Raw genomic sequence first — 13673 nt, 5'->3', positions numbered from 1 at the left:
CCTCATTTTCCCGGGTCGTTGACTTCCAGTTGGGCCGGCTCCCCTCTCTCGGGGAGCCGGCCCGCTCGGCATTGCCGAAGGGTATGCCGGCCCTACGCGTCCGCGCCCTTCGCCTCGCCCCGACGCGGGCGGAACCAGACCATCACCAACACCGCACCCGCCAACACCACGACGCCCACGGCCCGGTAGCCGTCGCCCATTGCCCGGGTGAAGGCATCGATCACCCGCCCGTGCTCCGTCGCGCTCAGCCGCGACGCGGCGTCCAGCGCCGCACCCACCGAACCGTGCCCTTGGCCGGCCCCCTGACCGCCCCGGACGGACTGCGGCAGGTGGCTGGCGAACTGCACGTTCATCACCGTTCCCAGCACGGCCACGCCCAGTGCGCTGCCCAGTTCACGGGTGGCGCTGTTGAGCCCGGAGCCCAGGCCCGCCCGATGCGGCGGCAGCGACGAGAGGATCCCGGTGGACATCGGCGGCACGGCCACCCCGGCTCCCGCGGCGAAGACCAACAGGTAACCCACGTACAGCCAGTACGGCGTGCCGGCACTCGCCGTGGAGAGCAACACCAACGCCAACACCGTCAGCACCAACCCCGCCGACACCACCACGCGCGCGCCCAGCCGCTCGGTCAGCCGCACGCTGTTGCGCGAGGCCACGAACGTACCGATCGCGTACGGCAGTACCGCAACCCCCGTCAGCAGCGCGGAGAACCCCTTGGCGTACTGGAGGTACTGGGCGTTGGTGTAGAACAGCGCGAACACCGCCACGAAGACCACCGTCACCCCCAGCGTCCCCGCCCGCAGCTCACGCCGGGCGAACACCCGCGGGTCCAACATCGGTTCCCGGTGGCGCAGTTCCCACCCTACGAACCCGACCAGCAACACCACGGCCGCCACCGCCGAGGACAGCACCGGGGCAGCCGTCCAACCCCGCTCCGGTCCCTCGATGATCGCGTACAGCAGCGCGAGCAGCGTCAGGGCCAACAGCAGCGCGCCCACCGGGTCCAACACCATCGGGCGTCCGGGGGTGCGCGGTGCCCCTCGCGCCGCCAGCACCGCGAGGCCGCAGGCGACCGCCGCCAGCAGCCCGAACAGCGCCGGCCACGGCAGGAATTGCAGCACGATCCCACTGCCGAGATTGCCGGCGACCCCGCCGACCGAGGCCATCGCCGTCCACGTGGCCACCGCCTTGGCGCGGCCTTTCTGGGGGATGACGGCCAACAGCAGTGCCAGGGTGGTCGGCAGCACGAAGGCCGCGCCGGCGCCGGTGAGCGCCCTGGCACTCAGCAGTACGCCGGTGCCCGGCGCCAGGGCCGAGGCCAACGCGCCGATGGCGAACACCACCAGACCGCTGAGCAGTGTCCGCTTGCGCCCGAAGCGGTCGCCGACCACCCCGGCCGGGATCAACAGACAGGCGAAGACGATGGCGTAGGCGTCGACGATCCACAGCATGGCCGTCGGCGAGGGGTGCAGGGCACTGACCGAGAGACTGGGCAACGCGAGGTTGACGGCGTTGATGGTCGCGAACACCAACACCACCGACCCGTACACGGCCACCGCCAACTGGCGCGAACGGCCACCGACGCCCCCGCCCGCCGAGCGGGCCGAGTCGCCCGACGCCGCGGAACCGGCGGCAACACCCGGCGTGGAGGCGGCGGTTGGTGGTGCGGAACGTGCCGCGCCCAAGGGGCTGGCGGAACTGGTGGAGCGTCGAGAAGGCAGGGCCGCTGAAGACATGTCTCCATGGTTGAGACGCCGCAGAAGTAAGTCCAGTGACGGAAGTGCCCAGGGGTATTAAGCTCAGCTAAATGCTGGATTTTCGTCGCCTCCACGTCCTGCACGCCGTAGCGCAAGAGGGCTCCATGACCCGGGCTGCCAAGGCGCTCGCCTTCACTCCCTCGGCGGTCTCCCAGCACATCAGCTCCCTGGAACGCCAGGCCGGCACCCCCCTCCTGGTCCGCCTCAAGCGCGGCGTCCAACTCACCGACGCCGGCCGGCTCCTGGTCGAGCACACCGAGGTCATGCTGCAACGCCTGGCCACCGCCCAACACGAGCTCGACGACCTCATCCACCTGCGAGCCGGCCGACTGCGGATGGCGACCTTCCCCTCCGCCGGAGCGCGCCTCCTCCCAGCGGCCATCACCGCGTTCCGCCGCAGTCACCCCGACATCGAACTGACCCTGCACAGCCACTCCTCCGACCGCAGCGTCGAGCTCCTGCGCAGCGGCCAACTCGACCTGGCCGTGCTCTACACCTACGACTTCGCCGACCTCGTCGACCTCACCGGCATCAACGCCGTACCGCTCCTCCAGGACGCCATGCACGTCGCACTGCCGGCCGACCATCCGCTCGCCGACCGAAGCGAGGTCAGCGCCGCACAACTGCGCGGCGAACCGTGGATCCAGAACCACGACCCGATGTGCTCACGCATGCTCTCCCACATCTGCGGCCTGGCGGGGTTCATCCCCAAGGTGGTGTTCGACAGCGACGACTACGCCACGGTCAGCCGACTCGTCGAGGCCGGGCTCGGCGTCGCGGCCGTCCCCAGCCTCGCCATTGACCAGATGACGCACGGGGTTTCGGTCAAGCCGCTCACCCCCCGCACGGCCCGCCAGGTCTACGCCACCACGACCGACGAGCCGACCCCGGCCGTCCACGCCATGCTCGACATCCTCACCGGCCTGCCGCTGTGACCCGCCGCACTGACGCGATCTGACCCGCCCGCACCACACTCAACTCCCGGGCAAGTCAAGGATATTCACACCTCATCAGGTGCGGCGGGCGGCATCGGAATGTGTCCTTCGCGCAGCGCCCGTACCGCGGCTTCGGTGCGCGAGGACACATCCATCTTGATGAATATCGACCGGACGTGGACTTTCACGGTCCGCTCGGATATTCCCAACCGGCGACCGATCCCACGATTCGAAAGCCCCGCGGGAATCCCCTGCGCAACCTCGGCTTCACGCCGGGTCAACTGCGTTGCCGGCGGCCGCCGTTCCTCCGGATTGCCGTCGTCGTCGGTGCCGTCCAAACGTAACGTGACGGAACTCATAGCAGGATCCCCCATCCGTGCGTCGTCTCCTCCGACCAGCCGGGGTCCCGCCGAAACGACACATGGATTCACCCCGTAAAACCATCACCGTACGAAGGCAGCACACGGCGAACAATGCTCTGCGCCCGTTCTTAATGGGGAAGTAACAAGCAAACAACGGACAGCCAACCTTCACGACCCCCGAACCCGGGTCGAGCGACGCGAAGGTCTCTGTGCTGCGGCGATCGGGGCCCGGCGCGGCGCGACCGACCGGCCGCATGGTGTACACCCGCTGAATTCCCGGAATCCGGAAGTGGAATCAGGCTGGGAAGCAGAACGGGGGCAGATGCGCAAGTGGATTTCCGTCGGGGGCTTTTGGGCGTCAGGTGACGGCCGCAGCACGGACTCCCCGCTCCGCCCGCCGTATTCGCGACAGCCGTTCGTGTGCGGCTGCGGATCAGTGGATGGTGAGGCGGGCGATCGTTCCGATTTCGAGGGCGGTCCACATGGCGCCGTCCGGCCCTTGGGCGATGCCGTGGGGCTCCGAGGACGGGGTGGACAGGGCGTGTTCGTCGATACGGCCGTCGGGCGTGATCCGGCCGATGCGGTTGGCTCCCCACTCGGTGAACCAGCAGGTGCCGTCGGCGTCGGCGGCGATGGCGTGAGGGCGCGACCCGCTGTCCGGCAGGGCGAATTCGTCGAGTTTCCCGTCCGGCGCGATCCGTCCGATCCGACCCGCGCCGATCTCGACAAACCACATGGCGCCGTCGCCGCCCGCGGTGATGCCGACGGGGGCGCTCGCCGGGGTGGGCAACGGGTGGACGGCGACGGTGCCGTCGAGCCCGATGGCCCCGATCGCGTTCGCCTGGTTCATCGTGAACCAGAGGCGGTCGTCCGGGCCGGCCGCGATGGCAGACGGGAAGGCCCCGGAGAGGGGGAGAGGGAACTCGGTCACGTTTCCGTCGGGCGTGATGCGTCCGATCCGATCGGCGTTGGTTTCGGTGAACCACAGCGCGCCGTCGGGGCCCGTGGCGATCCCGAACGGCCCGGCATCCGGGGTGGGGAGCGGGAACGAGGAGACGTTTCCGGACGTGGTGATGCGGCCGATCCGGTGGCCGGCGAACTCGGTGAACCACAGGGCGTCGTCCGGCCCCGCGGTGATGATCGAGGGTCCGCTCGACGCCGATTCGAGCGGGTAGGAGGTCACGGCGCCGTCGAGCGCAAGCCGGCCGATCCGGCCGTGGTGGACCAGGGTGAACCACAGTGCGCCGTCCGGTCCGGCGGTGATTCCGTAGGGGCCGGCCGCACGGTCGGAGACGGTGAATTCGGAGATCGAAACGGTCGAGCGACGCGGCATGGGCGGCTTTCCTTGAGGGGGATCGGTGGATCGGTGGATCGGTGAGCGGGCGGACGGCGGACGGCGGACACGGGTGGCTGTGGCTGTGGCTGTGACTACGGCTGTGGATGCTATCCGGGCCCCGGTGTTGGGGCTTTCGGTTTTCCGGCTCGGTGTCGCGCGGCGAGGTGGCACGATTGCCTGCGCGGCCGCGTCCGACGCGACAGGTGAGAGGCGACTGGCGACTTGCAACTGGCGATAGGCGGCAGGCGGCAGGCGGCAGGCGATGCACGAGCGGGCGGGCAACGGCCGGAAAACCATGGATGGTTGGAGGAGCAACATGAACGACGTGCTGATCACCGGGGCCACCAAGGGCATCGGACTGGCGATCTCCCACCGGCTGGCGAAGGCCGGGTACCACGTCATCGGCATCGCCCGGAGCGAGCCCGAAGAGGAGTTCCCCGGCACCTTTCTCCAGTGCGACCTCGCCGACATCGACGACACCGCCCGCATGTTGGCAGCGGCCACCCGCGGGCGCGCCATCTGTCGGGTCGTCAACAATGCGGGTATTGCCGAGCCCCAGCCCATCGAGGACCTCGACCTGGCGACGTTGCAGCGGGTGGTGGACCTGGGCCTGCGCGCGTCGGTCCAGGTCGTGCAGGCGCTGGTGCCGGGCATGCGGGCGGAACGCTTCGGGCGGATCGTCAACATCACCTCGCGGGCGACGTACGGCGCCAGGGACCGCACGTCCTACGCGGCGGCCAAGAGCGCGCTCGTCGGCTGCACCCGTTCCTGGGCATTGGAGTTGGCCGCGGACGGCATCACGTCCAACGCGGTGTCGCCCGGCCCCGTAGCGACCGAGTTGTTCCGTCGCGCGCGGCCCGTCGGCAGCGAGGGGGAGCGGAAGGCGATCGCCTCGATCCCGGTGGGGCGCCTGGGAACTCCCGAAGACGTCGCCGCGGCAGTCGAGTTCCTGCTGTCCGACGACGCGGGGTTCGTCACCGGCCACGTCCTCGACGTCGACGGCGGCAGCAGCCTCGGCGGGCGCTAGGGTCTAGACGCTCGTTTCGCTCACGCGGTGATCCGCAGCACGCGTGGGGGACGGGGCGCCGGTTCGGGTAGCCGCAGCGGTGAGCGGCCCGGTGTGATGCTCCCCAGAAGGGTGGCCTGACGGGCGCCCGTGCCGGAGGGGATCGCGCCGGGCAGCCCGTTGAAGGTGAGGAACCCCAGGACGGCGAAGGCCAGGGCCTCCTTGGCGTCGGAGGGCAGCCCGAGGTCGTCGCTTGGGCGGAGCGGTACGACGGGGAGTTCGTTGGCGAGCATCCGCATGAGCGTGGGGTTGCGGGTACCGCCGCCGGAGACGATGAGTTCGCTGACGCGATGGGCGCGGCAGGCGTCGGCGACGGTGACGGCGGTGAGCCGGGTCAGGGTGGCCAGTACGTCGTCGGGGTCGAGTCCCGGCGACGCCTGCAGTGCCTGTTGTAGGTAGTGGAGATGGAAGTGTTCCTTGCCGGTGGTCTTGGGGGCGGGCCGGCGGTAGTACGGGTCGGACAGGAGGAGGCGGAGCAGGTCGGGGTTGGTCCGCCCGGCGGCGGCTCGGCGTCCGTCCCTGTCGAAGTGGGCCGCGCCGCCGGTGAAGTGGCGGATGGCGGCGTCCAACAGGGCGTTGGCGGGGCCCGTGTCGAAGGCCAGCGGTTCGGTGTCGGCGGCGACGACGGTGATGTTGGCGACGCCGCCGAGGTTGAGCGCCGCCGGTGTGCCTGGGAGTGCGCGCAGCAGCAGGGTGTCCATCGTGCTGACCAGCGGGGCGCCCTGCCCGCCGGCGGCGACGTCCCTGCTGCGCAGGTCGGAGACGACGGGGAGGCCGGTTCGCTGGGCGATCCAGGCGGGTTGGCCTAGTTGGAGCGTGCCGCGGACGGTCCCGTTCTCCACCCAGTGGTACAGGGTCTGGCCGTGTGAGACGACGAGGTCGGCGGCGTTGGCGCAGAGTTCGTGCGAGGCGCGCGCCGCGGCGGCCGCGAAGGCGTGTCCAACACCCGTGTCCAGAGCGCAGATGGCCTGTGCGGTCGTGGGGGCCGGGGGCAGTGTCGTGGCAATGAGGTTTCGCAGGTCGTCCGGGTAGGGGACGGAGAGATGCCCGAGCGGTCGCAGGCGCAGGACGTCGCCGTCGAGGGTGAGGTCGCCGGCGGCCGCCTCGATGGCGTCGTAGGAGGTGCCTGACATCAGGCCGATTACGCGCATGGCGCCATCGATACACCGTGGGCGTTCCAACTGTCACGGTGCCGTGGACTGTTGCTGTTGCTGTTGCTGTTGCTGTTGCTGTTGCCGGCGCCGCTGCCGCCGATGCCGATGCCATGGGTCCGGCCGCCTCCCTCTATTCTTTCCGTGTATACATGAAGGGTATAGTTGGGGTGTTGCCCGGCGACCCTCGCCATCCGTTCTGGAGAACCCACCGTGCTCAAAGGCAGTTTGACGCTTCCCGTCCGGCAGAGAGCCGGACTCGACGAAGTGCCCGAGGGTCGGAAGGGCGAGCGGAAGCCGGCGAGTGGGCCGGCCGCGGGGGCGCGGCTGGCCGCCGTCGACGGGCTGCGCCTCGTGGCCGCCCTCGCGGTGGCCGCGTTCCACTACGTGGGCACGACGACCCCGCACTTCTGGGGCGAGCACGACCCCAGGCAGTTCGCTCCGGCGCTGCACGAGATCAGCCGCTACGGCTGGTTGGGCGTGGAGTTCTTCTTCCTGATCAGCGGCTTCGTCATCTGTATGAGCTGCTGGGGGCGCACGCCCGTGCAGTTCGCCGTCTCCCGCATCTCCCGGCTGTTCCCGTCGTATTGGTGCGCCGTGTTCATGGTCGTCGGCCTGGTTCTGACCGCCCGACTCGTTCGTTTCCAGGCAGCCACGCCGATCGACCCCCGGACGATACTGGGGAACCTGACGATGGTCCCAGGGCCGCTGGGACTGCGGTTGATCGAAGGGGTTGCCTGGACGCTCTGGGTGGAGGCCCGCTTCTATCTGCTCATGGCGGTCATGCTGTTCTTCGGGCTCACCTATCGCCGCATGATCGCCTTCTGCGGTGCCTGGCTCACCCTCGCGGTCGTCGCCCGCGAGCTCGACTCGGCCGTACTCGACGAGTTCACCATCAGTCAGTACGCGGGCCTCTTCGTCACAGGCATAGCGCTCTATCTGATGCACCGGTTCGGGCAGAACCTCGTGCTGTGGCTGCTGGCCGGCTTCGCCTGGTGCTACCAACTCACCGTGCTCAACGACCGGGTGACGGCCCACGCGGTGCCGCCCTCCGAAGGGGGCGCGCTCTCCTGGACCGTCTGCGCCGCGGTGCTGACCGTCTTCCTCGCCCTCCTCGCACTCGCCGGCGTCGGCCCGCTCGCCCGTTGTCGGCACCGGTGGTTGGTGACTGCCGGCGCGCTGACGTACCCCTTCTACCTGGTGCACCAGAGCATCGGTATCCCCGTGGCCAAGGGGCTGTTGCAGAAGGTGCCGGCGCTTGGCGTCCTCCCGTCGATGGCCGTGGCGGTCGCGTTCGCCCTGCTGCTGTCGGCAGTCATCTATCGCATGGTCGACAGGCCCCTTGGTCGAGTGATGCGGCGTCAGCTGATGCGCGGGATGAGCCCCCGGAGTCGGTCGGCCGGCTCGGAAGGGCGGCATGCTCCCACAATTGGGAGGCAGGGGACGGAAGTTGGGCAGTAGCGTGTGGCACATGACTGCCCAGGAATCGCACGCGACCCCGCCAGGCCCGCTCCAGGGGGCCCTCGACCACGACCGCTACTGCGCGGAACTGCTCGCCGAGACCGAACGCCTCCGCGCCGCGCTGCGCGGTGCCGACTTGACCGCGAACGTGCCCACCTGTCCCGACTGGACGCTGGCCGACCTCGCCAGGCACGTCGGCGGGGCGCACCGCTGGGCCGGGGAACTGGTTGCCACCCGCGCCGCCGACTTCATCGCCCCGACCGATGTGCCTGGCGCCGACGGGCCGGACGACGACAGCCCCGAGGCGCTCGATGCCTGGCTGGCCGAGGGCGCGGAGCGCACCGTGGCGGCGCTGCGCGCGGCCGGTCCGGACGCCGCCGTCTGGTCCTGGTCGCCGGACCATCGGGCCGGGTTCTGGGCCCGCCGGATGGCCCACGAGACGGTGATCCACCGCGCCGACGCCGCGCTCACGGTCGGTGTCGACTACGTGGTCCCGCCGGAGCTCGCCGCCGACTGCCTGGACGAGTGGCTCCAGTTGTGCGCCCTTCCGGAGGCGGCCGGGCGCTGGGCGGAGCGCGCCGACGGCGTGTTCGGCCCCGGCCGGACGATCCATCTGCACGCCACCGATGCCCCGGCCGGCCTGCCCGCCGAGTGGACCCTGGACCTGACGGGCAACCGGCTGACCCACCGCCGCGCCCACGAGAAGGCCGCGGTCGCCCTGCGCGGCCCGCTCACCGAGCTGCTGCTGGCGCTGTACCGCCGGCGGTCCGTGGACGACGCCGGGATCGAGGTACTGGGCGACCGCTCGGTGTTCGACGCCTGGCTGGATTACGCGTCCTTCTCCTGAACCGTTCCGCTGATCTGTCCCGTTGAATGGACTGTTCCGTTGAACTGTTACGCCGAACTGTTCTGCTGTGGGTCGGAGTTGGAGTGACCGACCCGGCCCGCCGCGAACTCCCGCCATAACTTCCCCCCCCCCGCCGATCGACCCATTGGCGCCGATGCCGGGCCACGATCCGCAACTTCCCTACAGCTACCGAGCGCCCCGAGAGCTCGTGCCCCCGCTCGGTTGGGTGGCGAGCCAGGCGCACAGGGCGGTCAGGGGCAGTTCGGCCGTGGCCGCCATGATGGCGGCGGTGGCGAGTGCCGGGCCGGGGGCCGCGGTGGACAGGTCGAGGTAGACGTCCGCGAGGAGGAGCGCTGCCGCGATGGTGGCGGGGGTGGTGTGGCGGGGGTCGGCGCGGATCAGGCGGGCTCCGGCGGTGAGGAGGGCGGCGGCCTCCAATGTGTCGAGGGCGATCCAGGGGGCTGCCTGGGAGAGGGGCAGGGTGCCGGCAAGGTAGCCGAGCCAGGGCAGCAGGGCGAGGCCGGCGGCCGTCAGTATGCGGCCGTGCCAGCGGCGGGCTCGCCGACGGCGCGCGTGGTCGAGGTACTCGGGCCCGTCGTGCCTGACGGCGTTGGCCGCGCAACTGCCGCTGTTGATAGGGGAGATGAGAGCTACGAGGGCCATGGTGAGGGAGATGCCTTCCGGGCTGCGGGCCCGACCGTCGGGCTCACCAACAAGACTGGGCCGTGCACCGGGCACGGTCAGTAGCGTGACTGTCAGACTTGGGGTGGCACTAGCTACACCCTCGTTCCGGCAGTTGGCGTGATGGTCGCCGCCGAGCCGGGCGTTTACCGTCGTAGCCATGAACCGATCCGACGGGCGGCCGCGCCGCCTGGCCCGCATACGAGCGCAGCTCGCTTTCCTGTGCACGGGCATCCTGCTGCACAGTGCCGCCTTCTTGTTGTGGGTGTGGTTCAGCCTCACCGCCGCCTTCGCTCCCCGCGGCGCCGTGGTCCCGTTGGTCTTCGCCGCCGCGGCCACCACGGGCGTCACCTGGCTCCAGCGCCGCCGTTTCGCCGCGTACGCGGACACCGACATCCCCCGCACCGCGCCCGTGCAGGGGCGCAACGAACTGGAGCGCGCCAGGCGCCGACTGGCCACCAGCGCGTACTGGCGTCAGCTCGGCTACCACCAGCTCGCCGGCCCGGTGTTGGGCCTGCTGGAAACCGTGCTGCTCGGCCTGTGGCTGGGCAGCATCGGTGGCATCACCCTCTATGCCTGGTACTGGTTGCTGCCACGCGACTGGGGTTTCAGCCAGTGGGCGGACACCGACGGCTGGCTCTTCGCCGTGGCCGGACTGGCGGTACTGCCCTGCCTGCGGCCGCTGACCGGCGCCGTGATCCGCCTGGAGTCGGTGAGCGCTGCCTGGCTGCTCGGGCCCAGCCGGGCCGAGGAGTTGGAACGGCGGGTGGCGGACCTGGCCGAGCGGCGGGCCGAGGCCCTGGCCGCCGCGGACGCCGAGCGCCGGCGCATCGAGCGCGACCTGCACGACGGCGCCCAGCAGCGACTGGTGTCGATGGCGGTCAACCTGGGCCTGGCCCGGGCCACCCTCACCGATCTGCCGCCCGAGGCCCGCGCCGTCATCGACGAGGCCCACCGCGCGGCGAAGGAGGCCCTCGACGAGCTCAACCACCTGGTGCGCGGCCTGCATCCGCACGTCCTGGACGACCGCGGTCTGGACGCCGCGCTCTCCGGCATCGCCGCCCGCGCGCCCCTCCCCGTTCACGTCACCGTGGACGTCGCCGAGCGCGCCGCGCCCGCGGTGGAGGCGGTGGCGTACTTCGTCGTCTCCGAGGCGTTGACCAACGTCACCAAGCACGCCCGGGCCAGCCGCGCCGAGGTGGTGGCCGAACGGGCCGGTGACACCTTGCGGGTGCGCGTCACCGATGATGGTGAGGGAGGGGCCGACCCCTCCGAGGGGACCGGCCTGACCGGGCTCGCGCGGCGCGTGGCCTCGGTGGACGGCACCTTCGCCATTGACAGCCCCCGAGGGGGCCCGACCGTCATCACCGTGGAGTTGCCGTGCACGCTGCCCAGCGCGCTGTGATAGCCGAGGATTCCGTTCTGCTCCGGATCGGACTGGTCAAGGTCCTGGAGACGGCCGGGTTCGAGGTGGTGGCCGAGGCCGGCGACGCGGAGGGGCTGTTGCGGGCGGTGGAGGAGCACCGCCCGGACATCGCCGTCGTGGACGTCCGGATCCCGCCCGGCTTCACCGACGAGGGGGTGCGGGCGGCCCTGGTCACCCGTCAACAGTGGCCAGAAACCGCCGTGTTGATGCTCTCCCAGTACGTCGAGGAGCGCTACGCGGCCGAACTGCTCGCCGCCCACACCAGCGGCGTCGGCTACCTCCTCAAGCAACGTGTCGCCGACGTCGAGGAGTTCATCGAGGCGCTGCGCCGGGTCGCGGCCGGCGGTACGGCCCTGGACCCACAGGTGGTCGCGCAGCTACTGGTACGGCGCCCGAGCGACCCGTTGGAGCGGCTGACCGAGCGCGAGCGCGAGGTGCTGGCCCTGATGGCCGAAGGCCGCTCCAACGCCGGGATCGCCGCCCAACTGGTGGTCAGCGAGAGCGCGGTGGCCAAGCACATCAACAACATCCTGGCCAAGCTGGACCTGCCCAAGGCCGACGGCGACCACCGACGGGTCCTGGCCGTCCTGCGCTTCCTGGGAGTGAGCGCGTAGCGACCGACGTGTGGCCTAAGGGGCTGCCCCGATATTGGGTAGGCCGGCCGCAGGAGGACAATCGCGCTCATGGTTGATGTCGTCCCCTTCGATCCCTCCCACCTCGCCGGAGTCCTCGACCTGTGTCGTAGTGAGGGATGGTCCAGCTTCTTTGCCAACCCCGCGCGGGCCGAGGCCAGCCTGACGGCACCGGGCGTGGTGGCGGTCGTCGCGGTTGACGGCGCGCGAGTCGTCGGCTTTGCGCAAGCCCTGACCGATGGTGTCGCACAGGCGCACCTGTCACTGCTTGCCACGGCCCACGACCGCCGCCGCGCAGGTATCGGCCGCAGTCTGGTTCAGGAGACTCTTCGCCGCTGCGGAGCCATGCGCATGGACCTGGTCACTGACACCGCGGAAGAGTTCTACGCCGCACTCCCACACCGCAGGTTTCACGGCTTTCGCCTCTACGGAGATGTTCAACCGTCCGGAGGGACTTCGTGAGCGGTAGGCCAGGGGAAGGCGGTGGAGAGGCTTCGGTCGTAAAGGCGCGGACGCGGTCCGAAGGGGGCGGCCGTGGAGTCCATCGTTGGAGGACGATATCCAGGAGGCCCTGCGGACCGCCCTCGGTACCCGTCGCGCAGCCGGGAGCCGCTGCGCGACGCCCTCGGGCAGCATTCCGGCGACGCCGTCGTGGTGCTGGAGAACGCGCAGTGGGCCGGACCGTTGTTCCGTTCCCGCGAACCCACCCGTGTGGGCGGGGACTTGGCCGCCGAGATCAGCCTGCGGTGATCACGCCCGCCGCGGTCAGCAGGGCGGCGGTTTCGTGGTGGGGGCCGTGCGGTCCGTCGTGTGTCCAGGCGATGGGGGGTCGGCCGGTGCCGTGCTCTTCTCGCAGGTTGGGGTTGGCGCCGTGGGCCAGCAGGGTGCGTACCGTTGCGGTGTGGCCCCAGCATGCGGCCGCGCACAGCGGGGTGCCCTCTGCGCCGAGGCCGGCGCTCTCGGTGTCGGGGGCGGCGCCGGCCACCAGGAGCAGAGTGGCGATCTCGGCCCTGCCGCTCACGGATGCCTCGTAGAGCGGGGTGGTTCCCACGTCGTTGCGACGCTCAGGGGCGGCCCCGGCCCGTAGCGCCGCCTTGGCTGCGCCGGTGTCGCTGCTCCAGATCGCTTGGAAGAGGCGCCGGGAGAGCTTCTTTTGCTGTCTGTGGTTCATCAGGGGCGACGTTACTGAACGGGTGCGCGGTGGGGCGAACCATATCTGTGGCTACGCCTGTTGATGGGTGGTGAGGGGCTGCGGATACCGACAGCAGCCTCGGCCCGAGCTGGATTACTGTGATTACTTTGCTGTGATTGCATTGCTGTCGACGTCACAACTCCTTTGTCAGGGAGCGTAGTTCGGCGACCAGTTCGGCGCCGGACGGTGCGTGCTCCGGGTCCACCAGCCACTGGAGCATCAGGCCGGAGAGCAGCGCGAGCGGCACCGATCCGCCGAGGCCCTCCCGGCCCTGGCGCTGGCCGGCCGCCAGGCGTTCGCGTACCTCGGGGGAGTGCTGTGCCTGTACGGCGGCCTCCAGTTGGGCCACCCAGAGCGCGCGGTGCGTGGTGAAGCTGTCGATCAGTGCCTGCCAGCGATCCTCCGGGCGGTCGCCGGCGGAGTGGCCGGCGAGCTCCTCGTCCAACTCGTCCACGGCCTCCACCAGGGCCTGTGTGAGCAGGGCATCCCGGGAGCCGAAGTGGTATCCGATGGCGGCGTGGCTGACTTTGGCGGCGGTGGCGATATCCCGGACGGTGGTGCGGCCCCAGCCGCGTTCGATCAGGCACTTCTTGGCGCCCGCCAGCAGGTCTTCGCGGTTTCCCATGCGGGCGAGGGTAGCAGTGGGTTGCCCGGATGGATTAGCCGAATGGTTCAGCCGTTTGGCTCATCCACATGGCTTGCCCAAATGGATTGACCATTTGGGCAAGGGGTCGCTAGTGCTGTGACCGGAAACGATCACCGGGTTGGTGTCGACCGACCTTGCACCGGTTGGATGTGACGACACGTCCGATCGGTGCGGGGAGGGT

General features: G+C 70.3%; 14 protein-coding genes. 7 read left to right on the top strand and 7 right to left on the bottom strand.

Annotated elements, in window-relative coordinates; genetic code table 11:
• Positions 1–92 precede the first annotated feature (92 nt).
• Positions 93–1736: an MFS transporter gene (locus ACFVFQ_RS06905; RefSeq protein WP_383409960.1), complete on the bottom strand. Its 1644-nt coding sequence runs from the start codon at positions 1734–1736 to the stop codon at positions 93–95.
• Between the two features lie 71 nt (positions 1737–1807).
• Here ACFVFQ_RS06905 and ACFVFQ_RS06900 point away from each other — a divergent pair, with 71 nt between their 5' ends.
• Positions 1808–2692, top strand: a complete 885-nt coding sequence (locus ACFVFQ_RS06900; RefSeq protein ID WP_383409957.1) for a LysR family transcriptional regulator — start codon at positions 1808–1810, stop codon at positions 2690–2692.
• A 65-nt stretch (positions 2693–2757) separates the two neighbouring features.
• Here ACFVFQ_RS06900 and ACFVFQ_RS06895 read toward each other — a convergent pair whose 3' ends face one another.
• Positions 2758–3051 (bottom strand): response regulator transcription factor, encoded by a 294-nt coding sequence (locus tag ACFVFQ_RS06895; protein ID WP_383409952.1) that lies wholly within the window; start codon positions 3049–3051, stop codon positions 2758–2760.
• Positions 3052–3487: 436 nt separating this feature from the next.
• A complete protein-coding gene (locus ACFVFQ_RS06890; protein WP_383409944.1) occupies positions 3488–4387 on the bottom strand; it encodes a virginiamycin B lyase in 900 nt (299 codons plus the stop codon).
• A 319-nt stretch (positions 4388–4706) separates the two neighbouring features.
• On the opposite strand from ACFVFQ_RS06890, the gene ACFVFQ_RS06885 reads away from it, so the two are divergent.
• Complete coding sequence (locus tag ACFVFQ_RS06885; RefSeq protein ID WP_383409941.1) at positions 4707–5417, top strand: SDR family oxidoreductase; 711 nt, start codon at positions 4707–4709, stop codon at positions 5415–5417.
• A 20-nt stretch (positions 5418–5437) separates the two neighbouring features.
• On the opposite strand, the gene ACFVFQ_RS06880 is transcribed toward ACFVFQ_RS06885, so the two are convergent.
• On the bottom strand, positions 5438–6607 hold the full coding sequence (locus tag ACFVFQ_RS06880; protein WP_383409938.1) for an anhydro-N-acetylmuramic acid kinase: 1170 nt from the start codon (positions 6605–6607) through the stop codon (positions 5438–5440).
• A gap of 267 nt (positions 6608–6874) precedes the next feature.
• On the opposite strand from ACFVFQ_RS06880, the gene ACFVFQ_RS06875 reads away from it, so the two are divergent.
• Both ACFVFQ_RS06875 and ACFVFQ_RS06870 read left to right on the top strand, forming a co-directional pair.
• Complete coding sequence (locus ACFVFQ_RS06875; protein ID WP_383409935.1) at positions 6875–8068, top strand: acyltransferase family protein; 1194 nt, start codon at positions 6875–6877, stop codon at positions 8066–8068.
• Positions 8069–8078: 10 nt separating this feature from the next.
• Positions 8079–8915 carry a maleylpyruvate isomerase family mycothiol-dependent enzyme gene (locus ACFVFQ_RS06870; protein WP_383409932.1) on the top strand — a complete coding sequence of 279 codons (837 nt, stop codon included), beginning with the start codon at positions 8079–8081 and terminating at the stop codon, positions 8913–8915.
• 186 nt (positions 8916–9101) lie between these two features.
• On the opposite strand, the gene ACFVFQ_RS06865 is transcribed toward ACFVFQ_RS06870, so the two are convergent.
• The gene (locus ACFVFQ_RS06865) at positions 9102–9653 is read right to left on the bottom strand and encodes a hypothetical protein (protein ID WP_383409929.1); all 552 of its coding nucleotides are present in this window, start codon (positions 9651–9653) and stop codon (positions 9102–9104) included.
• Positions 9654–9756: 103 nt separating this feature from the next.
• On the opposite strand from ACFVFQ_RS06865, the gene ACFVFQ_RS06860 reads away from it, so the two are divergent.
• The 3 genes from ACFVFQ_RS06860 (at position 9757) to ACFVFQ_RS06850 (ending at position 12116) form a co-directional block, all read left to right on the top strand.
• Positions 9757–11001 carry a sensor histidine kinase gene (locus ACFVFQ_RS06860; protein WP_383409926.1) on the top strand — a complete coding sequence of 415 codons (1245 nt, stop codon included), beginning with the start codon at positions 9757–9759 and terminating at the stop codon, positions 10999–11001.
• The gene (locus ACFVFQ_RS06855; protein WP_383410778.1) at positions 10998–11636 is read left to right on the top strand and encodes a response regulator; all 639 of its coding nucleotides are present in this window, start codon (positions 10998–11000) and stop codon (positions 11634–11636) included. The genes ACFVFQ_RS06860 and ACFVFQ_RS06855 overlap by 4 nt, the downstream gene beginning before the upstream one ends.
• Positions 11637–11705: 69 nt before the next feature.
• Positions 11706–12116: a GNAT family N-acetyltransferase gene (locus ACFVFQ_RS06850; RefSeq protein WP_383409920.1), complete on the top strand. Its 411-nt coding sequence runs from the start codon at positions 11706–11708 to the stop codon at positions 12114–12116.
• Between the two features lie 274 nt (positions 12117–12390).
• Here ACFVFQ_RS06850 and ACFVFQ_RS06845 read toward each other — a convergent pair whose 3' ends face one another.
• Positions 12391–12825: an ankyrin repeat domain-containing protein gene (locus ACFVFQ_RS06845; protein WP_383409917.1), complete on the bottom strand. Its 435-nt coding sequence runs from the start codon at positions 12823–12825 to the stop codon at positions 12391–12393.
• Positions 12826–12979: 154 nt separating this feature from the next.
• Positions 12980–13471, bottom strand: coding sequence for a TetR/AcrR family transcriptional regulator (locus ACFVFQ_RS06840; RefSeq protein ID WP_383409914.1), 492 nt, complete (start codon positions 13469–13471; stop codon positions 12980–12982).
• Positions 13472–13673: the final 202 nt, after the last annotated feature.

This window comes from Streptomyces sp. NPDC057743 (assembly GCF_042798755.1).
Classification (GTDB): Bacteria; Actinomycetota; Actinomycetes; order Streptomycetales; family Streptomycetaceae; genus Streptomyces.
This window is presented reverse-complemented; position numbering and strand designations above follow the sequence as displayed.

Coding starts and splice junctions, on each gene's coding strand:
- ACFVFQ_RS06900 (WP_383409957.1), top strand. CDS start 1,808: ATGCTGGATTTTCGTCGCCTCCACGTCCTGCACGCCGTAGCGCAAGAG.
- ACFVFQ_RS06845 (WP_383409917.1), bottom strand. CDS start 12,825: ATGAACCACAGACAGCAAAAGAAGCTCTCCCGGCGCCTCTTCCAAGCG.
- ACFVFQ_RS06880 (WP_383409938.1), bottom strand. CDS start 6,607: ATGCGCGTAATCGGCCTGATGTCAGGCACCTCCTACGACGCCATCGAG.
- ACFVFQ_RS06895 (WP_383409952.1), bottom strand. CDS start 3,051: ATGAGTTCCGTCACGTTACGTTTGGACGGCACCGACGACGACGGCAAT.
- ACFVFQ_RS06885 (WP_383409941.1), top strand. CDS start 4,707: ATGAACGACGTGCTGATCACCGGGGCCACCAAGGGCATCGGACTGGCG.
- ACFVFQ_RS06840 (WP_383409914.1), bottom strand. CDS start 13,471: ATGGGAAACCGCGAAGACCTGCTGGCGGGCGCCAAGAAGTGCCTGATC.
- ACFVFQ_RS06870 (WP_383409932.1), top strand. CDS start 8,079: ATGACTGCCCAGGAATCGCACGCGACCCCGCCAGGCCCGCTCCAGGGG.
- ACFVFQ_RS06860 (WP_383409926.1), top strand. CDS start 9,757: ATGAACCGATCCGACGGGCGGCCGCGCCGCCTGGCCCGCATACGAGCG.
- ACFVFQ_RS06850 (WP_383409920.1), top strand. CDS start 11,706: ATGGTTGATGTCGTCCCCTTCGATCCCTCCCACCTCGCCGGAGTCCTC.
- ACFVFQ_RS06890 (WP_383409944.1), bottom strand. CDS start 4,387: ATGCCGCGTCGCTCGACCGTTTCGATCTCCGAATTCACCGTCTCCGAC.
- ACFVFQ_RS06905 (WP_383409960.1), bottom strand. CDS start 1,736: ATGTCTTCAGCGGCCCTGCCTTCTCGACGCTCCACCAGTTCCGCCAGC.